This is a genomic window from Bradyrhizobium sp. MI1.11 (assembly GCF_055811255.1).
In genome coordinates this window covers 249094-271879 of record NZ_JBVVPM010000004.1, presented here as the reverse complement: position 1 = coordinate 271879, position 22786 = coordinate 249094, and the positions used below count along the sequence as shown (strand labels likewise).

Sequence of the window (22786 nt, the reverse complement as noted above, 5' to 3'; positions counted from 1 at the left end):
GACGCCATCTTCGACGATCGAGTCCTCACCCCCATGGCCGCCAAGTCCCGACCGAAATCCGACGCGCCAGATGCGAGCGATCGCGTCAGCCGCATCCGGGAAGGCGTGACCGCGGCGATCCTCGAGCATCGCCTGCTGCCCGGCACGAAACTCGGCGAGGACGAGATCGGCGAGATCTACGGCTCAAGCCGGACGCTGGTTCGCACCGCGCTGCAACAGCTCGCGCATGAGGGCATCGTCAACATCGAGAAGAACCGCGGCGCCTTCGTCGCGCGGCCGACGCCAGCCGACGCCCGCGAAGTGTTCGAGGCGCGCCGCCTGATCGAGCCGACAATCATCGATCACGCCGTTGACGCGGTGTCGCCGGCCTGGATCGGGCGTCTCCAGCGGCATCTTGCCGAGGAACGCGAGGCGGAGCTGCGTGGCGATGCGCGTGCTTCGGTCCGCCTCTCCGGCGATTTCCATCGACTCGTCGCCGAGATGAGTGGCCACAGCATCTATCTCGGTTTTCTCAAGGAGCTGATCGCGCGCTCGTCGCTCATCATCCTGCTCTACCGCCGGCACGACACGCCGGCCTGCGGCACCGATCATCACGCCGGCATCGTCGCTGCGATTCGCAAATGCGACAGGGAAGCCGCGCGCGCGCAGATGTTGTCGCATCTGAACGAGATCGAGGCCGAGCTGTTCCTGAAGGATCCAGCCGACGAGTTGCGGCTCGCGGACGTGCTGGGCGCGTGAGCAAGCTGCGCCGGCGGCTTATGGCGACGGAGATCCTTCGTTTCGCCTGACTATCTTCAGCACCAGCAAACCTGCGCCAAGAACCAGGAAGAGAACGCCGAAGAAAGTCGTGCCGCCGGATTCGAAGGTTACACCGACCGCGGTCAGCAGGCATCCGAGGATGATTGCGAAGAGCCCGCCGAGCTTCTTGACCAGCAGGACATATCCGTCACTCGTTTGTGCTACCATGTTGCGCCTCGTTCACTTGATGTAGGGCTGTCCTCGCGTCTCCCTTCGCCCATGACCCTCTCGCGTAGCCCGTGGCCGATCGTATTCCAGCGCACGGGTATTGCAATCTCGCGTTGAGAGTTGCTCTTCGCTCTTTTGATTTGAGTTCGATGCAAGCGCGACAGTAGCGCTTACACACGTGCCGAAAATTCCCGGCGTTTTGTGCAGTCATCCATGTCTCATAGAGTCGTATGGCTGAAATGCAAAATCGCCTTATGGTTGTAAATTGACTCGCGGCGATGATGGGAATCAACTGAAGCGTGAGCGTCGAGTTCTAGAACGGAGCCGACATCAGGTGAATCCGTTCTGCGGAGTGCTGCCATGGCGCGAGCTCTGGCTGACGAACGAGAGACCGCCTACGTTTCGACCGGCCACTTGCCCGCTCCCGAGATTGTGCAAGCGCTGGTGAACGAGGCGCAGCGGCGGTTTCAATCAATCGCGACGGAACAAACTCGCAGGTCTACCCTGCGCTCGCCCGCGTTCCGAGCGAGCTGTTCGGGGTCTGCGTCGTCGGAACCAGCGGACAGGTCTAGGCGCCGGCGAGGTCTCATCATCCTCACCGGCTTTCCGCTCACGGGGCTCTGGGTCCTGGGATTGCTGCTCGGCATTGACCTGTTGTCCCACGGCATCGGATGGCTGAGCCTTGCATGGCGGCCTGCAGCTGCCGCTGCCTAGCGCGCGCACCGGATGCGGAGAGCGAAGATGCGGGGTTTGGGTTCGCGGGCTGGACTCGCGAGAGCTGCCGTTCTGCTGACGTTGGGGACGATGAGCATCTTCAGCCCGTCGCCTGCGATGGCCCAGCAGGACTCCGCCGTTCTGTTCCGCAGCGTGCGGATATTCGACGGAAAGAACGGCGCGCTCTCTGCCTCATCCAATGTTCTCGTCAGGAACAAGACGATCGAGAAGATCTCGGCCACGGACATCACGGCAGAAGCCAAGGTGATCGACGGCGGCGGCCGCGTGCTGATGCCGGGGCTGATCGACGCGCATTGGCACGCGATGCTGGTACGGCCGACCCCGATGGCCGTGCTTGCAGGTGACGTCGGCTACAACAATCTGCTCGCTGCCACTGAGGCAGCGGCCACGCTGATGCGCGGCTTCACCACCGTGCGTGACATGGGAGGACCTTCGTTCGGATTGAAGCAGGCCATCGACGAGGACCTCGTTGCGGGTCCACGCATCTATCCCTCCGGCGCCATGATCACCATTACTGCCGGCCATGGCGACTTCCGCCAGCTTGCCGATCTGCCGCGAACGATCGGCGGCATGCTCAGCCGCATGGAGCGGATTGGCGGCAGCATGGTCGCCGACAGTCCCGACGAAGTCCGCGTGCGGGCGCGCGAACAGCTGATGCAGGGGGCTTCGCAGGTCAAGCTCACGGCGGGCGGCGGTGTCGCGTCGCCGTTCAGCCCACTTGACGTCTCCACCTTCACCGAGCCCGAGCTGCGCGCCGCCGTTGAGGCCGCCGACAATTGGGGCACCTATGTCGCTACCCACGCTTACACGCCGGTCGCGATCCAGCGCTCGATCGCGGCCGGCGTGAGATGCATCGAGCATGCCCACCTCATTGACGAGGCGAGTGCACGGCTGATGGCGGAAAAGGGGATCTGGTTGAGCACGCAGCCATTCCTGGATATCTCCGGCGCCGCCGCGCTGGGACCAGCGGAGCAGGACAAGATGCGGCAGGTGGTTGCCGGCACCGACCGCGTCTACGCGCTGGCGAAAAAGTACGGCATCAAGACAGCGTTCGGGACCGACGTCCTGTTCTCGCAGGCGCTGGCGGACAAGCAGGGCGCGATGCTGGCCGCGCTGACGCGCTGGTATACGCCGGCCGAGGCGCTGACCATGGCGACATCGACCAATGCCGAATTGCTGGGCTTGTCGGGCCTGCGCAATCCCTATCCCGGAAAGCTCGGTGTGGTCGAGGAGGGCGCGGTGGCCGATCTCCTGCTCGTCGACGGCAATCCGCTCGAAGACATCGCCCTGGTCAAGGATCCCGCCAAGAACTTTGTGCTGATCATGAAGGGCGGCAGGATTTACAAGAACAGTCTCGCGCAGTGAGGAGCCGCCCCGAATCTATTGCGGCTCCAATCCGAGAGTCTTGATCGACTCGAGCCAGATCGGCCCTTCTTTTTCGTAAAGCGCAATCGAGGAGGCGCGATCCATGGCCGGCTGGTCGACGCCGAAGGCATCGAGCAGCTTCTGCACGCGCTCCGTCTTGCCGCCTTCGACCATCAGCTTGGCGAGCATGTCGATCCGGTCTGCAGGCATCGCAGCAGGCGCCACCAGCGCGGTAAAGCTGATGAGCTGGAAGACATTGCCGGTGACCCCTTGCTCGGCAAATGTCTTGGTCTCGGGCAGCTTCTTCATGCGCACCGGTGTCGGCACGGCAATTGGGCGGCCGATGCCGGTATCGAGCACCGGCAGCGCGGCCTGATAGCTTCCGACCGCCGCCTGGATCACCCCGGCGGCAAGATCCTGCCACATCGGCGCTTCGCCGCGATAATGCACGATGGAAATGTCGAGACCGAATTGCCGGTTGAGCTCGGCGATCGCAATGTGCGCGAACGAGCCGATCCCGTACGAGCCAGCCGTGACCTTGTTGCTACGTGCGTACGCGACGAACTCTTCGATCGTCTTTGCATTGGTGGCGGAATGGACCACCAACGGCAGATGCCCCGAAGGCGTCACCGCGACGATCGTGAAATCCTTGTCCGGATCATAGGCCAGCGATTTCAGCAGCAGCCGGTTACCGAGCAGGGTGGACGAGATCGTGTACATCAGCGTGTAACCGTCGGCCGGGGAATCCTTCACCGACTGTGCCGCCAGCGCGCCGCTGGCTCCGGTCTTGTTTTCGACAATGACCGGCTGGCCAAGCTTCTGCGAGATGTAGTCGCCATAGGCGCGGGCGAAGGCATCGGTGATGCCGCCTGCCGGTGTGGAGACGACGATCTTGATTGCCCGGGTCGGCCAGGCTTCGGCCCAAGCCGTTTCAGAAGCGGCCAGCGTCAGGCATGCAATCGCGGCAGCCCAAATTCTCGCGGATGTCCGCACTTCGGCCTCCCCTTTTCCGTGTGTCATTGGGCAGCCGGCAGCCGCCGCAACGAGGTGTCACATGGGCAAGGAGGAGGGTCAAGAAATCAAAATATCGTTTCACTGTGTGAAATGGTCACGGCCGACCTGCAGGAGAGCCTGGCGCGGCAAGCTTGGCGCCGAGCGCCTCGGCAAGTGCGGAAGCGACCTTCTTCATCGGAGGTACGAAGCGGCGTATGCCTTCCTCCGGACTGACCGCTTCGCGGAGCATCATCACGTTCATGCTGCCGAACAGCCGGTTCGGAAGCGCGACGGGAACGCCAAGCGCCCAGACTGCGCCGCCGAAGATACTGCGGCTGTAGCTGTCGTCCATCACCGCGAACCCGGCTTTGCGGATCGTGCGCAGCGCCTTGGTGAGCTTGTCGGGATTGCGCGCCAGATCGTTCCAGGGCTCGGGACCGAGGGCAAGCCGCGCGGCAATGCGCTCCTGCTCGGCAGGCTCGCAGAAGGCGAGATAGGCGCGTCCCATCGAGGTGCCAAGGACGGGAAAGCGAAAACCCGGCGGGCGGCTGAACAGCAGCGATCCATCCACGCGGGTTGTGTGGGCGATGACCATGGATTCCTGATCGAGCACCGCGATGTCTGACGGCCAATGGATCTGCTTACGGAATTTGTTGAGGATGGGTTCGGCGATGCCGCCAATCCAGGTCGGCTCGTCATAGCCTGCGCTGAGCAGCAGCGCGCGTCCCGTCGGCGCGTAGCTGGCCGGCTCGGTACGGCGCACCACATAACCTTCATGCTCCAGCGTCTCGAGCATGCGGACGATCGTCGCCTTGTTGAGCCCCGTCGCCTTGTGCAGCGAGCCGACGGTCGACTGCCGTTCCTGATTGATCACCCGCAGGACTTCGAGGCCCCTGGACAACGCGATGACGGGACGGAACGACGTCATGGCAGCTCCTTGTGATTGCCTGTGCCGCTACCTGGTGAAGCAACCGCGGGAGGGACAGGGCAGCGCGCTCGACGCCATCGCCTTCACCGATTGCGGGAAGGTTGGCATGAGTCAAGCTCGCTGACGCGTTCATCTCGGTTTCGAGTAGAGCGGAATTCGCAGTCAATTCGATCGCTTGCTGCGCCCGGCGGCAATTTAGTTCCTGTGGTCAAGCCGCTCGCGGCCTCGTGTGGACGGTGGGGTACTGCGACGTAAGGTGACTATTCCTCGCGCGCGGCAGCGGCTATACGCTGTCGCTCTGTCATTGAACTGTCATGTTACCTCAAATGCTGAAGTCAGACGCAACGCCGGTCCGCAAGCATCCGAGCGCGCGGGATGGGAGTCCTGTTGCGAAGGACAACAAGAGAACGCAAGCCGTCGCCGGCTTCCTCAGGCAACGCGAACCCGCCGCGGAACCTGTGATCGTCGAGGGCGCTGTGATCGATCAGACGCCATCGCAAGACGCGGAACCGGCAACGGAACCACTCCGGTCGAGCGCTGCCCCGCATTGTGCCGGTGAGATCGAACTCAAGCTTCTCGTCGATGCCGATCGCATGGCGCATTTCAACGCTGCGCCTGTGATCGCGACGAACGCGCGCAACAAGGGCACGCGCAAACATCTCAAGTCCGTCTATTACGACACGCCGGAGCGGACACTTCGGCGCAACGGCTTGAGCCTGCGCGTTCGTCAGAGCGGTGCGCGCTTCGTGCAAACCGTGAAGACCGATGCGGTGGACGATCCACTCCGCCGTGGCGAGTGGGAGGCGAGCGTGCCTTCGCTTGCGCCCGACCTCGCTTTGGCAGTGCCCTTCATTCCTGAGAAGCTTCGCGGCCACCTGGAAGCGCAGCCGCTCGAAGCGGTCTTCACCGCCGATGTCCATCGCCATGCGCGGCTGATCGAGCTGCCGTCAGGCGCGGTCGAGATCGCCTTCGACCGGGGTGAGTTGACGGCCGGCGACCGTTCACTGCCGGTGAACGAGATCGAGCTGGAGCTCAAGAGCGGCAGCGCCGGCGCGATCTACGAGATCGCGCTGCGGCTCGCGGAGCACGGCGACGTAAAGCCGTCGATCCGCACCAAATCGGCGCGCGGGTTCGATCTTGCCACCGACAAGCCGCCCTCGGCTCGACGTCCGCGAAAACTTCGTCTCGATGCGTCGGTCACGCTCGACGAGGCCTTCGCCACGATTCTGCGCTCCTGTTTCCTCCATCTGCTCCAGTCGCTGCCGGCTGCCGAGGATGGGCGCAATCCGGAAGGAATCCATCAGCTGCGCGTCTCGCTGCGCCGGCTGCGGTCGGTGCTGGATCTGATGCATTCGGCGGGCGTGTCGAGCAACGTCGACACGCTGCGAACCGAAGCCAGATGGCTGGCGCAGGATTTGTCCGCCGCGCGCGACTGGGATGTGTTCCGGCTCGATACTTTGCCGACGATCGCAACAGCCTGTCCGTCGGTCGCGGGCTTTGACGCGCTGGGCCAGGTTGCGGCCGAACGCCAGTCGGATGCCTATCGCAAGGCGCACGATGCGCTCGACGATCGCCGCTGCGCGATGTTCCTGATCAGCCTCGGCGGGTGGATCGAGACGCGGGGCTGGCGCAACGACATCGCCGCGCAGGATCTCGGCCAGCTCGCCGACCCCGCCGTCGACTTCGCGCAGCGCATTCTGTCGGAGCAATATGCGAAGGTGCTCAGGCGCGGCCGCCGCTTCAAGTCGCTTCCCGCCGAAGGTCTGCACCGCGTACGGCTCGCGACCAAGCGGCTGCGCTATCTCAGCGAGTTTCTGCTGCCGCTGTTCGCAGACCGCAAATCCGCGCGAAAATTCTCGCGCAGGCTCGCCGGCTTGCAGGAGCGGCTTGGCGCCTTCAACGACATGGCGGTCACGGCATCATTGCTCGATGGGCTCGACGCCGAGCCCGACGGCGCCATCGCCGCGGCGGCGATCGCCGGCTGGCAGGCGCGTGCGTCGGTCGGGGTGCAGCCGGCCCTACAAAGCACATGGCGCGATTTCACCGCCGCGCGCGTGCCCTGGTCGCGGCAGACGCCGCAGGACTAAGCGAAGTACGTCCCCAAAAAAGTTGCGCCCAGCCATTGGGGGATGGCTGGGCGCGCGCGAACCGGTCTGGGACGGGGAGGGGTGGGGATGTGACCGGTCGCGTATCTCTTTCGTTTGTCTCTACTGATCTGCTACTGGTCCCTTGCGCTGGCGGTGGAGACCGCCGGCTTGGTGTCGCCGAGCGAGACCCAGACATTGGGATCGCTCTGCGACTGGCGCTTGACGAAGCGGTAGCCGGTCTCCGTCCAGGCAACGACGTTCTCGTTCTGATTGTCGAGAACGAACTCGCCCTTGTCGGTCTTCACCGTCAGCACCGCGTGTCCTTCGCCCTTCTTGTCGCGCACGACGGTGATGAGCAGGGCCTCGCGCGGCCATCCGGCATCGATCAGCATCTTGCGCTTCAACAGCACGTAGTCTTCACAGTCGCCGTAACCGTCGGACGGCAGCGACCATTTTTCGATCACGCCCCAGTGCTCCTGGTCGGTCAAAGGCTTGACGGTCTCGTTGACCCAGCGATTGACCTTGACGAGGTCGCGCCATGCAGCCTGCGACATCACGATGTCGCGCGGTTGCGTCGGTGCGCCCTGGCACTGAGCGGCATTGTCCGCACAGAACTCGACCCAGCCGATCGGCGCACGCGTGGTGTCGCCGAGGCTTGCGTAGAGCAGACGGCCTTCGCCGGCCTGCGCTGCCGCGCTCATTCCGAAGAGCATGGCGGCCAGCGCCATTCTCTTCCCCTGTCCCCTGAAATCAAACATTGCGGCCCCCGTTTCTTGTTGGGACCACATTGCGCAGGGAGCTTTTGAGTTGCCGCTAAGTCAGTCAAGTCAAGTCGAGACGAATACAAGTAAAACGCGCGGCGAATTCGATCTATACTTGAGTCAAACTTGAATAAAATTCGATATGACTGCAATTGATTCAAATTTTATCGATTAACGCGGAAACGCTGGCGGAACCGTTGTTTGCACGCACCCGCGACCTCCGCGTTAACCCGCGCGAGGCCCGTCACGACCATGAAAAAGGCGGCGTCCGCATCGCGGAGGCCGCCTTCAGTACTGGAAATGCAGTGGTTTTGGTGCCTTCGCGCTTTACCGCGCGGTAACGCTCTCTTCGAGAGTTTCAATCGGCTGCGAATGCATGAACTCGAGCGCGAAGCCGTCTTCGAGGTTTCGGACCACGCGACCCTGCACCCGGCCGAGCAGAACCGTCGATTTCAGCGGGGGACGGTTTTCCGCGGCGATGGCGGCGCCCGACAGCGAGAGGTCGATGATGCGGCAGGTCATCTTGGTGCCGTCCTCGAGAGTCAGCACCGCGATCGGATTGCGCGGCACGATACGATCGTGGCGGCGGTCTTCCGGCAAATTGAGGATGTCGCGGTTGGCGAGCCAGGTCAGCTGTGCCGCAAGCTTGTCGCGCTTTCGCGGCGTCGCACCGACCGTCATGGCGAAGCCATTGTCGATGATGCGGGTGATCTTGCCCTCGACGCGGCCGATATGGTCGAGATAGGCGACCACGCGGTCGCCGACATTGCCGATGCCGGGGGCCAGCAGCGCCAGCCCGCCCGGCGACATGTTGATCACCTGGCAGGGGAATTCACGGCGGTCCGGCAACATGTAGCGGCCGAGCAGGTGAACCTTCACCCGCTGGAAACGCCGACGTTCCTCGGCGGCCGGAAGAAATTTTTTGTGCGCCAACGCCATTTTCACAACCCGACCCCCCGCCTGGCGGAGTCCGGGACCACCCTAAGGTGCACAGGGTTAATGCTACGTTAGGATCGGGCGCGGCGATGACGAACAGACACGATGCGTTCGAAAAGCCACATCAGGGGCGGGCAGGCCAGCACCGTCAGCGCGCCGAGGTCGAGCGCGACGGCGGCAGTGCCGGCCGATTTGGCGAGCCGACCCGCCACCGCCGGCCCCAGCATCATCGCGGCATAGAAGAGAGTGTAGAACACGCCCATCCCGACCGCTCGTGTCTCCGGCGCGAGTACGCGGGCGGCCAGGCTCATGATCGGGCCGGCGGGAAGGCCGCCGATCAAGCCGCCCAGGACGAGGATCGCGATCACAGCGTCGGACCGGGTCAGCCAGGCCAGTAGGGCGGCCACCACGAGGCTCGCCGCGATCGCCACGACAAAGGGGCGCTTGGTGCGATCGGCGAGATATCCGCCTGATGGCACCGAGATCACCGACAGCCACATCACGAGGCTGATCGCCGAGCCTGCCGCCGCAATGCTCCAGCCGCGCTCGACGAGCAATGAGGGGCCGAACGAGAAAATCATGGCGAAGCCGATATTATAAAGGCCCCAGATCGCACCCGCGACGATCACCGCCAGAAGCGCGAGCGGATCAAGCAGCCTGGAGCCGGCCGCGCTGGCGGTTGCTCCCGGCGGCGATTGGTAGAAAATGATCAGCACGATGCCGATCGCGGTCAGCGCGCCGGCCACGAGGAACACGGCGCCGGCGCCATACGCCGTGCCGATCGCCGGCAGCACCAGCAGCGAGATCGCAACGCCGGCCGGCCAGGAGTTGACGAAGATCGCCATCGCGGTGGCGATCTCCTTACCCGCAAACCAGTCGGTGCCCATCTTGGTGAGCTGCACGGTCAGCAGCACGCCGCCGGCACCGGAGGCGAGCCGGCCCGCCATCTGCCAGCCCCAGACGTCGGTGGTGGCCATGACGAGACTGCCCGCTGTCATCAGCAGCAGCGCCACGATCGTGGTGGGCTTGTCGCCAAGCGTCCGGCCGATCGCGCCGCCCGGCAGCGCCAGCACGATGCCCGGTGTGAAATAGAGTCCGATCAGGATGCCGATATCGGCGAGTCCGACGCCGAAGCTCTGCTGCAGCAGCGGCGCGACCGCGGCCACGCTCTGGAATTGGAACGCGATGGTGAGGCGAACGACGAACAGGATCGCAAGTATGCCCCAGCGATTGCGCAACGCTTCATCTCCCCAAACCCTATATCGAGCGTGCGGTGGGGAGACGCCGGAGTCAACCGCAAGCTCTGAGCTTACGACTTCCTCGTCGCACGCCGATAGAGGAGACATAGCAGCGCCAGCAGCACCGCGGCCGAGAGCCCGAGCGACCAGTGAATGCCGATCGCCGCACCGAACAGGCCGACCGTGATGCCGCTGAAGGCTCGCATCCCGAGCCCGGCCATGTTGTAGAGGCCGACGACGCGGCCGCGAATATCGGACGGCGCGTTCAACTGCACCAGCGCCTGCGCCATTGTGTTGAACGACAGCTCGAAGAAGCCTGCAAAGAACAGCAGCACGATCGCGACCGGATAGATCCGCACCGAGGCGAAGCCGAGCAGCGCCACGCTCCACAGCATGGCGAGCAAGATCGCGGTGCGCGGCGTGCCCTTGAGCCGTCCCCAGGATTCCAGCGCGATGCCGGCGAGCAGCGCGCCGGCAGCATCGGCCGCGAGCAGCACGCTATAGGAGATGCCGGGATCGCCGTGGCCGAGATCGCCGGCAAAGCCGGGCATCTGTGCGTGATAGGCGTTGCCGATCATGAACGAGGTGAGGCCGGCAAGCCATGTCATCGCCGTCAGCACCGGCTGCGTGCCGATGGCACGGATCGTCAGCATGATGTCGGCAAGGCCGCGCACGGCGAAGCGCCGCACAGCGACACTCTTGTCCCGCACCGGCGCCCAGAACAGCCACAGCAGCATCGGCAGATAGAACAGCGTGTTGAAGATGATGCCATGCGAGGTGCCGAGCGTCAGCATGATGATGCCGCCGACGGCAGGTCCGACCAAAATGCCGAGATAGCGCGCCATCGCATTCAGCCGCACCGCGCTCGGAAGATCGGCGGGGCCGACGAGATCATAGAGCAGCAGCTGGTTCGGCGTCTGCCACAACACGCCGGCGCAGCCATGGATCACCAACAGCAGCATGGCGTGCCACATCTCGATGGTGTCGGTGATGAAGAAGAAACCCCATCCGGCCGAAGCAACGATGAACAGCAGCATGCCGCATTGAATGATGCGGCGCGGATCGACCCGGTCGGCGAGCCCGCCAACCGCGACCGAGAACAGCAGGAACGGCAGCCAGTGCGACAGCACCGCAAAGCCCGCCAGCGCCGGCGAATGGAATTTCTGGAACACCACCCAATAACTGATCACATGCTCAATATTATCCGCCATCATCGCCAGCACGTAAGCGATGAACTGGAGCCGGTACGGCACCGACTTCATCGCCGCGAACGAGCCGGACGCGACGACAGGATTTTGAGGGAGGGGGTTCAAGCGGGCACCTGGGGTGGGACTTTTCGCGCCGTGCCTACACGTTCGCCGTCGAGCGCTCAAGACACTTGGGTGTGTGAGGACAGCGGTCCCGTAGCCCGGATGAGCGAAGCGATATCCGGGAACGCCGGCCCCGCGTGTCGCTTCGCTCATGCGGGCTACGAGGCCGCGGCTTGGCACGACCGTGCATCTCACATACGCTGCTCGTCAGCTCGCACCAATCAGCCATAATAAAAGCGGGCATCGAGGAAACCTCTATGGACCAGATCCGCGTCTGCACCCACGCAGGGCCGGGCAGCGAACCCGTCATCCGCTCCGTGCCGTGGCCGAAGGTCGGCCGGAAGGCGGCGCTGATCAAGGTCGGTGCGTGCGGCGTCTGCGGCACGGACCTGCACATTTTGAAGGGGCACTGGCCGAAGCCGCTGCCGTGGCCGTTCACGCTCGGCCACGAGCTCGGCGGAATCATTATCGAATGCGGCGACGAATTCACCGAGGACTTCATGAGCAAGCCGCTGAAGGTCGGATCAAAGGTGATGATCCCGCCGCTGATGCCCTGCGGCCGTTGCTATTACTGCATCCATTTTCCGCAAGTCGCCAACAAGTGCCTGACGCCGGTCTATTACGGCCGCTATCTCGGCTTCGACAAGGCGCCTCACATGTGGGGCGGCTGGGCCGAATATGTCTATGTCGATCTCGATATGCTGCCGGGCACCAAGATCTACAAATTGCCTGACGACATGTCGCTGCGGCTGGGGGCGCTGTCGGAGCCGCTGACCTCCTGCATCCGCGCCTTCAATCGCGCCAGCCGCGCCGGTGGTTTCACCTGGGGCGACACGGTGGTGATCCAGGGCTCGGGCCCGATCGGCATTCTCGCGGTTGCCGCCGCGCAGGAGATGGGAGCAGGGCGCGTCATCTGCGTCGGTGCGCCGGAGGAGCCGCGGCTCAAGCTCGCGCGTGAGTTCGGCGCCGAGGCGACGGTGAACATCGACGAACTGAAATCGCCCGAGGCACGCATCGCCCGCGTGCGCGACATCGTCGGCGGCTTCGGCGCCGATCTGGTGATGGATTGCTCGGGCCATCCCTCCGCCGGCCCCGAAGGCATCGAGATGCTGCGCGACGGCGGCACCTATGTCGAGATGGGCCAGTTCACCGACGCCGGCTCGATCGAGACCTCCTGGCACCGCATCTGCACCAAGGACCTCAATGTGCTGGGCTCCTGGGGTTTTACCGCCAACGATCTGCCGCTCGGCGTCGACATGCTCTATCGCACCCGTGACAAATATCCCTGGCTGAAGATGCAGACGATCTATCCGTTCACGGAAGAAGGCGTCGCGCAGGCGGTCAGGGATGCGATGGCGATGAAGACGGTGAAGTCAACCATCGTGCCGTGGCCGGAGCTGGTGGAGTAGCGATGGCATCGATCCCGCACGAGCTCGCGGCGTTTCTGGTCGAATCCAAGCGCCGCACCTATGCGGGGCTGGACGACGACGCCACCGTGGCCGCTCCGCTGCTCAGAGGCTCCAAGCAGCTCGAGCATCGCGCGTCGCCTTATGCCTATCGCGATATCTATTTCGGATGGGGTTCTTCGTCGGGCAGGAGACCGTGTCCCGGGATGGGCGCGTCATCTGGTCGATGAGCTACAGCGGGGGCGTCCGCGCGGAGATCACGGGGCGAGACACCTTCCTTGCGATCTACAAATTCCTGCGCCAGGCACTACTGGCCGGATCCGTGGAGGAGCCGTACCGGGGGCCGCATCTGTTTGAGCAGGACGGCATGCTTTACCGTAACGAGGTCGAAGGCTCGCTCGATCGTTTCCACGGCATCGAGACGATTGCGCAGGAGGATGGCGCGCTGCTTTACGAGCTGCGCTATGGTGGCGGGCTGCTGCGCTAGATGATCCGTAGCCCGGATGGAGCGCAGCGCAATCCGGGATTCTCGCCTGCGGCTCCCCGCATTCCGCTACGCTGCATACGGGCTACGGGGCCGGCGTTTGGAATGAAGGACGAGATGACAAACGAACAAACGACCGAACCAGGCCAGCGCACCCGCTCACCCTTCAGCTCCATCCGTGCGATCGACTACACCGTCATCTTGGTACGCGATATGGTGGCGATGCGCCGCTTCTACGAGGAGGTTCTCGCATTTCCGGTGCTGCGGGAGTTGTCGGCGAACTGGATCGAGTACGGCCTGGGCCCTAACACGTTGGCTCTCGCAAAGCCGGGCCGGACTGCGACTGACGCGCCTGTGCCGCACAGGAGCGCCTCGCTGCAACTGGCCTTCAAGGTGTCCGCGGCCGAAGTCGATGCATGTGCCGACGAACTCGCACGCCACGGCGTGGCCCTGCTGTCGCCGCCGACGAACCAGTCGTTCGGGCACCGGACGCTGTTCTTCCGCGACCCCGACGGCAATCTCTTGGAGGTCTATGCGGAGATCTGAAACGCGGGAGCGGTGGGCCTGTGTACGAAAAGTTCCATCGGAAATCCGCGAGTTATTCACGCCGGGGTGAAACTTAGACCGGGGTTTCGGCTTTCAGTTCACGGGAGAGTTCATCGTGAAGCGGATCCTGAAACCCGTCACTTACATCCTGGCCGCCATCTACTTCCTGGTGGATGCGGTCTTCATGGCCGTGGCGAGGCCAATCTCGGGCTGGATCGAGCGGCATCTCCAATTGAAGCGATTGCGCGGCTGGATCAGATCGCTGTCGCCTTATTGCTCGCTCGCCCTGTTTTCCGTGCCCGTCATTATCCTGGAGCCGGTCAAGCCCGTGGCGGCCTATCTCGCCGCAACCGGCCAGATCGTGAGCGGGGCCGTGACTTTCATCGTCGGCGAACTGCTCAAGCTAGTGCTGGTCGAGCGCCTGTTCCATCTCACGCGTGACAAGCTGATGCGGATTCCGGCCTTCGCCTGGGCCTATGGGAAGTTCACCGAGGCGAGAGCATGGCTGCAGGCAACCGAAGCCTGGCGCGCGGTCCGCGCCTTGGGCCGTGCGGCGAGGGACACCGTTGCGCGGACCAGAGCCAGGCTGGCCGGCGGCTTCGGCAGGCTGGTGGCCTCCAGGGATTAGGGCTGCGCCGGGCGAGTTGCTCTCTATGCGAGCTTGCGGGCCGCGGCGGTGGCCCTGTCGCCCGTGTTCGGCGTGCCGGTCGGCTCGATCAGCAGGAGATGGACCTCCTCGCGCGCGACCGGGCGATGCTCAACACCTTTGGGCACGACATAGAGTTCGCCCGGACCAAGCGTCACCGTGCGATCCCGCAATTTGATGTCCAGACTGCCTTTCAGGACGAGAAAGAAATCGTCGGTGTCATCGTGCTTGTGCCAGGTGAATTCTCCCTTCACCTTCACCACCATCACGTCGCAATCGTTGAAGGTCGTGATCGTGCGTGGCGACCAGAAATCCCCAAAAGTCGCGAGTTTGTCGGCAAGCGAAATGCCGTCGGCCATGTGTTCTCCCGTTCTTCCGTGCGGCACGATTTGGGTCGAGCGATGCCAGCAGCTATTTGACATATCCCGACGATATGGCCCGCGCCCATTTCGGGTGGTCGTTGGCGAGGGCACGGGACGATGCGGCGTCCCAATCGTATTCGAGGGCCAAGAGTTCGGCCTGCCAGCCCCTTTGTCGCTTCGTGAGGATTGCATATCGCGCGTGCGGCGAGCGGTATTCCAGGTTTGCGACAACGGGAATGTCTGCGAAGACCGGGCAACCAACGCTCCCTGGATTGAGAACCAGACAGTCATGAGGTCCGTGAACGACGGCCTGGCGGTGGCTATGACCACACAGCACCACACGCGCCGTCGGCTCACTCGCGAGGCGCATTGCCAGCACGTCGCGGCGTGCCGGTACGAAGCGGCCGTCGTCGAGCGTTTCTTCCAGCAGGCATGTCGTATCGTTGTCGGGCGTGCCGTGGCAGGCCAGAATACCATCGTCCAGCCGTATTTGGGAAGGCAGGCTGTGGAGTGCGAGACGTTGCTCCGCAGTCAATGCGTTGCGCGCAAACAGGCCTGCGGACGAGAGCTTGTCGTCCGGAAACTCCTCAATCCAGCGATCATGGTTTCCGCGTACGGTCGGCAACGACAGCGCCTCGAGAGCTTCGAAAGTCTCTTTCGGCCACAACGGACTGGTGACGCAATCGCCCAGGTTGACCGTACGATCGACGCCACGCGCCTTGATGTCGGCCAGCACCGCCTCCAGCGCGGCAAGGTTGCCGTGGATATCGGAAATGACTGCCAATCGCATCGTCGTGCTCCCTAGTCCAATCGGCCTGAGCTTAGCCCTGTTGTGCGTCTCCGGCAGCTCCAACCGCGCATAATTTAAGCGAGGTGGCCGTGAAAATCTGCAGCCTCGCCCCAAAATCCCGCTATATGCAGCAAAACGGCTCGAAAACGCTGGATGTAGTGGGTCGAGCTGGCCAGTAAGCTTATTCTCGGCATCGCCAAAGCCATGCGTCATAGGCATGGTGATTTGCCCGCACTTGGCGTAAAGAGCGTCCAAATCAAATCACCACGCGTGCGGCTGGACCATTTGCCGCCTACGCAGCTTCAGGTCGCGCGGCTCGACGTTCCGCGCCTGGACCAACCAAGGTTTATCCCGTGTCTTTTCCGACCATGAGTGCGCCGCTCGCCCGAGCTTTGGCCGAGCGCAACTACGACCGTCCGACCCCCGTTCAGCTCGCAGTGCTCACGGACGAGGCCGCTGACCGCGACCTCTTGGTTTCGGCCCAGACCGGCTCCGGCAAGACGCTGGCCTATGGGCTGGCCATGGCCAAGGACCTGCTGGGTGACGCCGAGCGGTTCGAGCGGGCGGGTGCACCGCTCGCCCTGATCGTGGCGCCGACCCGCGAGCTCGCGTTGCAGGTCCATCGCGAGCTGGCGTGGCTGTACGAGCATGCGAGCGGGCGCGTCGTCTCCTGCGTCGGCGGCATGGACCCCAGGCGCGAGCAGCGCGAGCTTGCGGCCGGCGCTCATATCGTCGTCGGCACGCCCGGCCGGTTGTGCGATCATTTGCGCCGCGGCCGTCTCGACATCTCGGAATTGAAAGTGGTCGTGCTCGACGAGGCCGACGAGATGCTCAATCTCGGCTTTCGCGAGGACATGGAGTTCATCCTCAAGACCACGCCGGACACCCGCCGCACCCTGATGTTCTCGGCGACATTCCCGCGCGGCATCGTCGCGCTGGCCAAGCAGTATCAGCAGCGGGCGTTCCGGATCGAGGTCGCCGGCGACGAAGGCGGTCATGCCGATATCGAGTACCGTGCGATCCGGATCGCGCCCGGCGATGCCGAGCACGCCGTCGTCAACGTGTTGCGCTTCTACGAGGCGCCGAGCGCGCTGGTATTCTGCAGCACGCGCGATGGCGTCCGGCATTTGCAGGCGGCGCTGCTGGAGCGCGGCTTCTCCGTGGTCGCCCTGTCGGGCGAATTGACGCAGAACGAACGAACCACGGCGCTGCAGTCGCTGCGGGACGGACGCTCGCGCGTTTGCGTGGCGACCGACGTCGCCGCCCGCGGCATCGATCTGCCGAGCCTCGATCTCGTCATTCATGCCGACCTGCCCAACGACGCCGAGGTCATGCAGCATCGCTCCGGCCGCACCGGCCGCGCGGGCCGCAAGGGGACGAGCGTCATGCTGGTGCCGCCCGTGCGGCGGCGGCGTGCGGAAATGCTGCTGAACGTCTCGGGCATCGACGCGGTCTGGGGGACGGCGCCGCAGCCGGATGAGATCCGCAAGCTCGATCATGAGCGCATGAAGGACGTGCTGTTCACGGAGGAGACGACCGCCGACGATCTGGCGCTGGCGCAGGCGCTATTGGCCGAGCGGTCGGCCGAGGAGATCGCCGCGTCTCTCGCACGGCTCTATCGCGCGCGGCTGCCGTCGCCCGAAGACATCATGGATTCCGGCGAGCGAGCTGGCCGGCCGCGCGAGGATCGCGGTCGCAACGATACGCGCGCACCGCGCGACGATGTCCGCGCTTCGCGTGGCGATGACCGCCCCGAAAGGGCTCGACCCAAATCGGGGAAATCGTCGAAACATGGCATGGCCGATGGCAGCGTCTGGTTTCGGGCCAACATCGGACGAAAAAAGAATGCGGAAGCGCGCTGGCTGTTGCCGATGATCTGCCGCCGTGGCGGCATCGACAAGAACGATATCGGCGCGATCAAGATCATGGACACCACGACCGAGTTCGAGATTTCCGAGCGGGTCGTGGAATCTTTCGCCGCCAAGATCAAGCGTCCGGACAAGGAAGACAACATTCGCATCGAGTCCATGGCGGATGCGCCGCAACGGCAGGCATCTTCGGAAGAGCGGTCCCACGCGCCGCGGCGCGAGAGCAGCGACAGCGACCATCGTGAACGCCGCGACGATCGCCCGCGCGAGCCGGGCGGGTTCAAACCGCAAGGCAAGCCACACGGCAAGACACACGGCAAATCGCACGAAAAGCCATACGGCGAGCGTACGCCGAAATTCGACGATGCTCCTTCCTTCGCAAAAAAGAAGAAGCACAAGAACAAGCCGGGCTATGCTGAGCCCTCGGTCACGTCGTGGTCTGAGAAGGGCGCTCCCGGGAAAAAGCCGAAGACGAAAAAGAAGTATCGCGCCTGACTGCAGCTGCACGGCGCGGACGGCAATGATGCTGCCGGATTTCACCGGCGGCATTATCTCGGAAATCAAGTCTGAGCAGCGAGGTCGCGCAGCATGTATGTTGCGCTGTCGCTGTAGGTCGCGAGCTTTGCCCGCAGCTTCGCATCAGTCGTGACGGACCGAAAGCCGAGACGCTCCCACAGCGGCCGCGTGGCGTAGACCGACACCAATGCGAGCGTCGCAATCGCTGACGCGCGCGCGAGCTGTTCGATTGCCAGCACATAATCGCGCACGACACCGCCGCGAAAATCAGGCAGCACCGCGACGTCGTGCAAATAGAGGCAATCCGCATCGTCGGGCAATTGCTCGAGCAAGCCGTCGAGCGGGGGAATCCGGTGCTGCATCCAGGGATGCGCGAGACCGTAGCCGACGATCCCGTCGTCCGCGACGAGCACGCGGCAGCCGTCGGGATAGAGCCGCATTTTTTCCGCGAGCACCTCGGGGCGTTCAGGCAGATCAGGATGGATCCGCACTGCGATCGTGCTGATCGCCGGCAGATCGGAGGCGCGCCCGGGACGCCAATGCGGCTTGCTCATGTCGATCCGTCGTTCCGTCTCAATCATTTCCAGTTTATTCCGATGCGACGATGCGTGCAGCGAAAAATATCTTTGCCGCCATCTCAGGAATACGACGGCTCGCGCGGCGTCCTATCGATGCAAGCCCATTGCATGACAGGAGAGACCATGACCACAACCTCGATCCGCCTCGCGCTCACGCTCGCAATATCGCTGGCGCTGGCTCCCACTGCTTTCGCGGCACCGCCGGCCAAGACCGGCAAGACCGACAAAGGCAACGTGCTCACCGATGCCAAGGGCATGTCGCTCTATACTTTCGACAAGGATGCTGACGGCAAGTCGGCCTGCAATGGTCCGTGTGCGACCAACTGGCCGGTGCTGAAAGCCGAGGCCAGCGATGCCGCCGCCGACGGCTACACCGTCATCACGCGCGACGACGGCTCGAAGCAGTGGGCCTACAAGGGCAAGCCGCTCTACACCTTCGCCAAGGACACAAAGCCCGGCGACGTCACCGGCGACGGCTTTCTCAACGGTGCCTGGCATCTGGCGATGCCGTGAGCAGGGTGCACTGCTAGCGCAGCCCCTCATACACCATCAGCCCGCGTGCGATTTGCAGCTTGCGGATCGCGCGTGGCAGCAGTTTTTCCGGCTGGTGCAGATAGCGCCAGGAGGTGAGGGCGAACGGGCCAAGGGCGCCGCATTCGTCGTCGAACGGCGCGAGCACGCCTGTCACGCTCACCGGTGTATGCGGGCGGGCATTGAACGGCAGCAGCAGCAGCTCGAGATGCGCCTTGCTGCCGTCCTCGCGCGCGGCGGTGACGCCGGCGATTGCGCCGAGGCTCTCGTCGGCGACGATGGTCGTGATCTCCTCGATCTCGCGGCGGCTAGCCTCGTTGAACAGCGCCGCAAAACTCGAGTCCTTGAGGTCGCGCCCTGCGAGCGCGCAAACGCGCGTGCCGGCGACGCGGAACGGGAAGCCGAGATGGGGCTCGCAGGACAGCACGAAGATGTCTCCGAGTAGGCCGCGCACGGCAGCCGGATCGATATCGGCCCGGTCTGGCGCCCGCGCAGTGCCGCGCTTTTCGTTCCAATATGCGAAGAATTCGCGGCTTGACGGATGTTTCATGACTGAACGCTTACCCCGGGGCGCAACCTCGCGGGACAAACCTGTCCCGCTTCAGTGCAGCCGCAATCCCTGTGTTGTTGTGCAGGAGGGGCTTTGCAGCGTCCATGCCGCAGCGGCGTTTTCGGCGTCCCTGGCGCTGCCTTTGCGTCGTTAACGTTAAGTTAACTGTGCGCTTTCCGCGCGCCACGCCGCTGCTATGGTGATCGCGGTCGCAAGCTTCGCCGCTTTTCTCCAGGTTCTCGGCGAGGCCTGTACACAGGCGTCAAACAGTTTGGTCACCGGCCGCGGGGAGGGGTGGGGATATTCCCGTCTCTCTGGGTACCGGAAGTCCGACACGGATAGGCAGGGCTTTCCCAGGGCCCTGCCTTTTCCTTTTGTGCACTTGCGCAGGGCGGGCAAAGGCGACTATCTCCAAGGCCTGTCGTCAAGCCTGTCGCTCCGATCGCGCCTGAAAGCGAAGCCGCCTTGGATTCCCCGCCAAATTCTCCGCCGCAAGATCCTCCGTCGCAAGATGCTTCGCTGGCAGTGCCGGCCGTCGTTGAGGAGGCTCCGCGCGAGCCGATCCTGACGCTGCCGTTCGCGCTGACGGCCTATATCCTCTTGCTTGCCGTGATCCATCTGCGGGTGCTGCTGCCGCCGGAGCTCGAGAACTGGACCATCGACGTCTTCGGTTTCATCCCCAAGCGTTACGATTCCTCGCTGCTGAATCTGGAGATCCCCGGCGGGGCCGGCGCCAAGGTCTGGACCTTCGTCACCTATTCGCTGCTCCACGCCAATCTCACCCATATCGGCTTCAACGTGTTGTGGCTGTTGCCGTTCGGCAGCGCGCTGGCGCGGCGCTTTGGCGCCATCAGGTTCTTCCTGTTCCTCGCGGTGACGGCGGCGGCCGGCGCGCTCGCCCATCTCGTCACCCACGAGCACGCGGTGGCGCCGATGATCGGCGCCTCGGCCTCGGTGTCGGGCGCGATGGCGGCGGCGATCCGCTTCGCCTTCGTTCGCGGCAGCTTCCTGTCATTCAGCCGATCGGATGCCGATACCGCCGCAAGAGTTCCGGCGCTGCCGCTGTCGCGCGCGTTGCGCGACGGGCGGGTGCTCGGCTTCCTCGCGGTGTGGTTCGGCGTCAACATCGTCTTCGGCGTCGGCGCGATCGGCGTCGATAGCGAGACCACGAGCGTTGCCTGGCAGGCGCATATCGGCGGCTTCCTTGCCGGCCTATTGCTGTTCACGCTGTTCGATCCCGTGCCGCGCGTGCGAAGCGATGCTGCGGATGCGTCATCACGGGACATTTCAGACCGCATTTGAAGCGGCGCTTGCGGCGCCGCCCGAATTCATCCATCATTCCCGAGAAGAATGTTCCGAAGCGACAGGCCGCTAGAGGCGATGCTTCGCAAAGCGCCTGAGCGTGAAACCGGCGCTGAAACTGTTAGTTGAAGACTCGAAGAACAAGTCCGGACCGCGAACAGCGGACGGTTCCGATTCAGGGAGGCGACAATGACGGTACGTTCGATTCTCAACACCAAGGGCCACCAGATCATGAGCGTCGAGCCGGACGCGAAGCTGGCGGCCGCGGTCAAACTGCTCGGCGAGAAGAAGATCGGCGCGGTGCTGGTGATGAACCAGAGCCGGCTGGAAGGCATCCTGTCGGAGCGCGACATCGTGCGGGTGATCGGCGAGCGCGGCGCCGGCGCGCTCGAGGAGCCGGTCGCTCAGGTCATGACCCGCAAGGTCGTCACCTGCAAGGAGACCGACACGGTCGCCGAGCTCATGGAGATGATGACCACCGGAAAGTTCCGCCATCTGCCCGTGGTCGACAATGGCAAGGTGGTCGGCCTGATCTCGATCGGCGACATCGTCAAGCGCCGGGTGCAGGAATACGAGTCCGAGCAGGAAGCTCTGCGCGACTACATCAAGACCGCCTGATCAGGCTTGCTGGTCGGCTTTGGGCGCGGCGCCCTCGGGCGCCGGCGCCAGCTCGTGGATGGCCTCCTGGATGGACTCCAGCGCACGCTCGGCAGCGCGGGTGCCCAGGGCTATGAGGTCCTCGGAGCGGTGGAAATCGAACCAGCCGAATTGGCCGATCCGCGGTGTGATCAGCATATCGGGCGGATCGCCGGCGAGGCGGGCGCGGGTGATGCGGTCCTGCATGATGTTGAAGGCGTCGACCATCACCGAAGAGAGGCCGGGCCGGGCGCTGCCGCCGCCGAAGAACTCGCGCTTCACCGTCTTCTCGGGCGAGAAGAATCTCGGGAAGCGCCGCTTTGACGGCGGCTCTTCGGCCGCGGGGATCACCGGTTCAGGCATCGCGCCGTGCGAATAGACCGTCGTCGAATAGGTGAAGATGTCGCTGGAAAGATTTGCGGCGATGACGATTTCCGCGCCGAGCGCGCGGGCCGCCGAGACCGGCACCGGGTTCACCAATGCGCCGTCGACCAGCCAGCGATCGCCGATCAGGACCGGAGAGAAGATGCCCGGCAGCGCGTAGGAGGCGCGCATCGCGTCGACCACGCGGCCGCGCGTCAGCCAGATCTCGTGGCCGGTGCGGACCTCGGTCGCGACGGCGGCGAACTTGACCGGGAGGTCCTCGATCTGGCTCTGGCCGCAGGCGGCCTCGAGCCGGGTCGCCAGCTTCTCGCCGCCGATCAGGCCGGAGCCGTTGAGGCGGATGTCGAGGTAGCCGAGGATGTTGCGCATCCCTTGCAGGCTGCGGCCCCATTCTTCCAGCGTATCGAGCCGGCCGGCCGCATAGAGGCCGCCGACCACCGCGCCGATCGAGGTGCCGACCACGACGTCGGGCACGATTCCGTTGGCGAGCAGGGTCCGGATAATGCCGATATGAGCGAAGCCGCGCGCCGCGCCGCCGCCAAGCGCAAGGCCGATGACCGGCCGGCGGATGCTGCCCAGGCCGACTTTCTCGGTGACCTTATCGCTGTTCGAACCCCGACCCTTCAATATGTCCAGCACCGAAACTCTCCTACGCCGGGACCCGCCATCAGACTAGGCACCGTACTCGCGCTCCGCCAGAACCGGGCCGAAGCATGGTTTATGCCGGTTTGGGAAGCGCGCGGGGCAGGAGTATGGCGAGGCGCGGCTGCCTCTCGGGTAATCACGCAGGCGTCAACCGGGTTCCAAAACCTGTCGGGCCGTATTTCTCAGGGGGACAGAGGCTTGAATTTGCCGCGTTTTCGGTGAA

24 protein-coding genes are annotated in these 22786 nt (G+C 64.2%); 12 read left to right on the top strand and 12 right to left on the bottom strand.

All coding sequences use genetic code 11. The features are described from left to right. Nucleotides 1-33 precede the first annotated feature (33 nt). Entirely contained in the window at nt 34-738 is a 705-nt protein-coding gene (locus tag AC0L30_RS06530; protein WP_473254224.1) for a GntR family transcriptional regulator, read from the top strand. 18 nt (nt 739-756) lie between these two features. Here AC0L30_RS06530 and AC0L30_RS06525 read toward each other — a convergent pair whose 3' ends face one another. After that, nucleotides 757-966, bottom strand: coding sequence for a hypothetical protein (locus AC0L30_RS06525; RefSeq protein ID WP_007602565.1), 210 nt, complete (start codon nt 964-966; stop codon nt 757-759). Nucleotides 967-1770: 804 nt separating this feature from the next. On the opposite strand from AC0L30_RS06525, the gene AC0L30_RS06520 reads away from it, so the two are divergent. Beyond that, the gene (locus tag AC0L30_RS06520; protein ID WP_473404039.1) at nt 1771-3066 is read left to right on the top strand and encodes a metal-dependent hydrolase family protein; all 1296 of its coding nucleotides are present in this window, start codon (nt 1771-1773) and stop codon (nt 3064-3066) included. Between the two features lie 15 nt (nt 3067-3081). Here the strand turns inward: AC0L30_RS06520 and AC0L30_RS06515 are convergent, their stop codons facing one another. Both AC0L30_RS06515 and AC0L30_RS06510 read right to left on the bottom strand, forming a co-directional pair. Continuing rightward, nucleotides 3082-4059 (bottom strand): Bug family tripartite tricarboxylate transporter substrate binding protein, encoded by a 978-nt coding sequence (locus AC0L30_RS06515; RefSeq protein ID WP_219683843.1) that lies wholly within the window; start codon nt 4057-4059, stop codon nt 3082-3084. A 115-nt stretch (nt 4060-4174) separates the two neighbouring features. Further along, nucleotides 4175-4987: a helix-turn-helix domain-containing protein gene (locus AC0L30_RS06510; protein WP_354128724.1), complete on the bottom strand. Its 813-nt coding sequence runs from the start codon at nt 4985-4987 to the stop codon at nt 4175-4177. 326 nt (nt 4988-5313) lie between these two features. Between AC0L30_RS06510 and AC0L30_RS06505 the strand changes: the two genes are divergently transcribed. Beyond that, nucleotides 5314-7074, top strand: a complete 1761-nt coding sequence (locus AC0L30_RS06505) for a CYTH and CHAD domain-containing protein (RefSeq protein WP_473404038.1) — start codon at nt 5314-5316, stop codon at nt 7072-7074. 131 nt (nt 7075-7205) lie between these two features. On the opposite strand, the gene AC0L30_RS06500 is transcribed toward AC0L30_RS06505, so the two are convergent. The 4 genes from AC0L30_RS06500 to AC0L30_RS06485 all read right to left on the bottom strand — a co-directional run bounded on the left by AC0L30_RS06500 (nt 7206) and on the right by AC0L30_RS06485 (nt 11322). After that, nucleotides 7206-7832: a transglutaminase-like cysteine peptidase gene (locus tag AC0L30_RS06500; RefSeq protein ID WP_354128727.1), complete on the bottom strand. Its 627-nt coding sequence runs from the start codon at nt 7830-7832 to the stop codon at nt 7206-7208. Nucleotides 7833-8162: 330 nt separating this feature from the next. After that, nucleotides 8163-8774, bottom strand: a complete 612-nt coding sequence (locus AC0L30_RS06495) for a PilZ domain-containing protein (protein WP_007602573.1) — start codon at nt 8772-8774, stop codon at nt 8163-8165. A gap of 68 nt (nt 8775-8842) precedes the next feature. Then, nucleotides 8843-10009 (bottom strand): MFS transporter, encoded by a 1167-nt coding sequence (locus tag AC0L30_RS06490; RefSeq protein WP_007602574.1) that lies wholly within the window; start codon nt 10007-10009, stop codon nt 8843-8845. Nucleotides 10010-10080: 71 nt separating this feature from the next. Beyond that, on the bottom strand, nt 10081-11322 hold the full coding sequence (locus tag AC0L30_RS06485) for an MFS transporter (RefSeq protein WP_473254221.1): 1242 nt from the start codon (nt 11320-11322) through the stop codon (nt 10081-10083). Between the two features lie 254 nt (nt 11323-11576). On the opposite strand from AC0L30_RS06485, the gene AC0L30_RS06480 reads away from it, so the two are divergent. The 5 genes from AC0L30_RS06480 (at nt 11577) to AC0L30_RS06460 (ending at nt 14383) form a co-directional block, all read left to right on the top strand. Next, nucleotides 11577-12728, top strand: a complete 1152-nt coding sequence (locus tag AC0L30_RS06480; RefSeq protein ID WP_354200964.1) for a zinc-binding dehydrogenase — start codon at nt 11577-11579, stop codon at nt 12726-12728. 2 nt (nt 12729-12730) lie between these two features. Then, complete coding sequence (locus AC0L30_RS06475) at nt 12731-12955, top strand: hypothetical protein (protein ID WP_354128730.1); 225 nt, start codon at nt 12731-12733, stop codon at nt 12953-12955. Continuing rightward, on the top strand, nt 12922-13212 hold the full coding sequence (locus tag AC0L30_RS06470; protein ID WP_473404037.1) for a DUF5680 domain-containing protein: 291 nt from the start codon (nt 12922-12924) through the stop codon (nt 13210-13212). The genes AC0L30_RS06475 and AC0L30_RS06470 overlap by 34 nt, the downstream gene beginning before the upstream one ends. Nucleotides 13213-13314: 102 nt before the next feature. Beyond that, a complete protein-coding gene (locus AC0L30_RS06465; RefSeq protein ID WP_354128732.1) occupies nt 13315-13755 on the top strand; it encodes a VOC family protein in 441 nt (146 codons plus the stop codon). Nucleotides 13756-13870: 115 nt separating this feature from the next. Further along, on the top strand, nt 13871-14383 hold the full coding sequence (locus AC0L30_RS06460) for a hypothetical protein (RefSeq protein ID WP_473404036.1): 513 nt from the start codon (nt 13871-13873) through the stop codon (nt 14381-14383). Between the two features lie 23 nt (nt 14384-14406). On the opposite strand, the gene AC0L30_RS06455 is transcribed toward AC0L30_RS06460, so the two are convergent. Continuing rightward, on the bottom strand, nt 14407-14760 hold the full coding sequence (locus AC0L30_RS06455; RefSeq protein WP_354128734.1) for a cupin domain-containing protein: 354 nt from the start codon (nt 14758-14760) through the stop codon (nt 14407-14409). Between the two features lie 52 nt (nt 14761-14812). Next, the gene (locus AC0L30_RS06450; RefSeq protein WP_473404035.1) at nt 14813-15553 is read right to left on the bottom strand and encodes a metallophosphoesterase family protein; all 741 of its coding nucleotides are present in this window, start codon (nt 15551-15553) and stop codon (nt 14813-14815) included. A gap of 368 nt (nt 15554-15921) precedes the next feature. Between AC0L30_RS06450 and AC0L30_RS06445 the strand changes: the two genes are divergently transcribed. Beyond that, nucleotides 15922-17916, top strand: coding sequence for a DEAD/DEAH box helicase (locus tag AC0L30_RS06445; protein WP_473404058.1), 1995 nt, complete (start codon nt 15922-15924; stop codon nt 17914-17916). A 65-nt stretch (nt 17917-17981) separates the two neighbouring features. Here the strand turns inward: AC0L30_RS06445 and AC0L30_RS06440 are convergent, their stop codons facing one another. Continuing rightward, entirely contained in the window at nt 17982-18491 is a 510-nt protein-coding gene (locus AC0L30_RS06440; protein ID WP_007602586.1) for a GNAT family N-acetyltransferase, read from the bottom strand. A gap of 147 nt (nt 18492-18638) precedes the next feature. On the opposite strand from AC0L30_RS06440, the gene AC0L30_RS06435 reads away from it, so the two are divergent. Next, entirely contained in the window at nt 18639-19028 is a 390-nt protein-coding gene (locus AC0L30_RS06435; protein WP_219683834.1) for a COG4315 family predicted lipoprotein, read from the top strand. A 13-nt stretch (nt 19029-19041) separates the two neighbouring features. On the opposite strand, the gene AC0L30_RS06430 is transcribed toward AC0L30_RS06435, so the two are convergent. Continuing rightward, nucleotides 19042-19596 carry a PAS domain-containing protein gene (locus AC0L30_RS06430; protein ID WP_354128737.1) on the bottom strand — a complete coding sequence of 185 codons (555 nt, stop codon included), beginning with the start codon at nt 19594-19596 and terminating at the stop codon, nt 19042-19044. Nucleotides 19597-20061: 465 nt separating this feature from the next. Between AC0L30_RS06430 and AC0L30_RS06425 the strand changes: the two genes are divergently transcribed. Together AC0L30_RS06425 and AC0L30_RS06420 are read left to right on the top strand one after the other, a co-directional pair. Further along, nucleotides 20062-20898 (top strand): rhomboid family intramembrane serine protease, encoded by an 837-nt coding sequence (locus AC0L30_RS06425; protein WP_473404034.1) that lies wholly within the window; start codon nt 20062-20064, stop codon nt 20896-20898. Nucleotides 20899-21087: 189 nt separating this feature from the next. Next, nucleotides 21088-21516 (top strand): CBS domain-containing protein, encoded by a 429-nt coding sequence (locus AC0L30_RS06420; RefSeq protein WP_219683832.1) that lies wholly within the window; start codon nt 21088-21090, stop codon nt 21514-21516. Here the strand turns inward: AC0L30_RS06420 and AC0L30_RS06415 are convergent, their stop codons facing one another. Beyond that, on the bottom strand, nt 21517-22557 hold the full coding sequence (locus AC0L30_RS06415; protein ID WP_219683831.1) for a patatin-like phospholipase family protein: 1041 nt from the start codon (nt 22555-22557) through the stop codon (nt 21517-21519). Nucleotides 22558-22786 lie beyond the last annotated feature (229 nt).

Bases quoted from the DNA above. Each gene is read 5' to 3' on its own strand.
- AC0L30_RS06530 (WP_473254224.1), top strand. From the start codon at position 34: ATGGCCGCCAAGTCCCGACCGAAATCCGACGCGCCAGATGCGAGCGAT.
- AC0L30_RS06525 (WP_007602565.1), bottom strand. From the start codon at position 966: ATGGTAGCACAAACGAGTGACGGATATGTCCTGCTGGTCAAGAAGCTC.
- AC0L30_RS06520 (WP_473404039.1), top strand. From the start codon at position 1,771: ATGAGCATCTTCAGCCCGTCGCCTGCGATGGCCCAGCAGGACTCCGCC.
- AC0L30_RS06510 (WP_354128724.1), bottom strand. From the start codon at position 4,987: ATGACGTCGTTCCGTCCCGTCATCGCGTTGTCCAGGGGCCTCGAAGTC.
- AC0L30_RS06505 (WP_473404038.1), top strand. From the start codon at position 5,314: ATGCTGAAGTCAGACGCAACGCCGGTCCGCAAGCATCCGAGCGCGCGG.
- AC0L30_RS06500 (WP_354128727.1), bottom strand. From the start codon at position 7,832: ATGTTTGATTTCAGGGGACAGGGGAAGAGAATGGCGCTGGCCGCCATG.
- AC0L30_RS06495 (WP_007602573.1), bottom strand. From the start codon at position 8,774: ATGGCGTTGGCGCACAAAAAATTTCTTCCGGCCGCCGAGGAACGTCGG.
- AC0L30_RS06480 (WP_354200964.1), top strand. From the start codon at position 11,577: ATGGACCAGATCCGCGTCTGCACCCACGCAGGGCCGGGCAGCGAACCC.
- AC0L30_RS06475 (WP_354128730.1), top strand. From the start codon at position 12,731: ATGGCATCGATCCCGCACGAGCTCGCGGCGTTTCTGGTCGAATCCAAG.
- AC0L30_RS06465 (WP_354128732.1), top strand. From the start codon at position 13,315: ATGAAGGACGAGATGACAAACGAACAAACGACCGAACCAGGCCAGCGC.
- AC0L30_RS06455 (WP_354128734.1), bottom strand. From the start codon at position 14,760: ATGGCCGACGGCATTTCGCTTGCCGACAAACTCGCGACTTTTGGGGAT.
- AC0L30_RS06450 (WP_473404035.1), bottom strand. From the start codon at position 15,553: ATGCGATTGGCAGTCATTTCCGATATCCACGGCAACCTTGCCGCGCTG.
- AC0L30_RS06445 (WP_473404058.1), top strand. From the start codon at position 15,922: ATGAGTGCGCCGCTCGCCCGAGCTTTGGCCGAGCGCAACTACGACCGT.
- AC0L30_RS06440 (WP_007602586.1), bottom strand. From the start codon at position 18,491: ATGAGCAAGCCGCATTGGCGTCCCGGGCGCGCCTCCGATCTGCCGGCG.
- AC0L30_RS06435 (WP_219683834.1), top strand. From the start codon at position 18,639: ATGACCACAACCTCGATCCGCCTCGCGCTCACGCTCGCAATATCGCTG.
- AC0L30_RS06430 (WP_354128737.1), bottom strand. From the start codon at position 19,596: ATGAAACATCCGTCAAGCCGCGAATTCTTCGCATATTGGAACGAAAAG.
- AC0L30_RS06420 (WP_219683832.1), top strand. From the start codon at position 21,088: ATGACGGTACGTTCGATTCTCAACACCAAGGGCCACCAGATCATGAGC.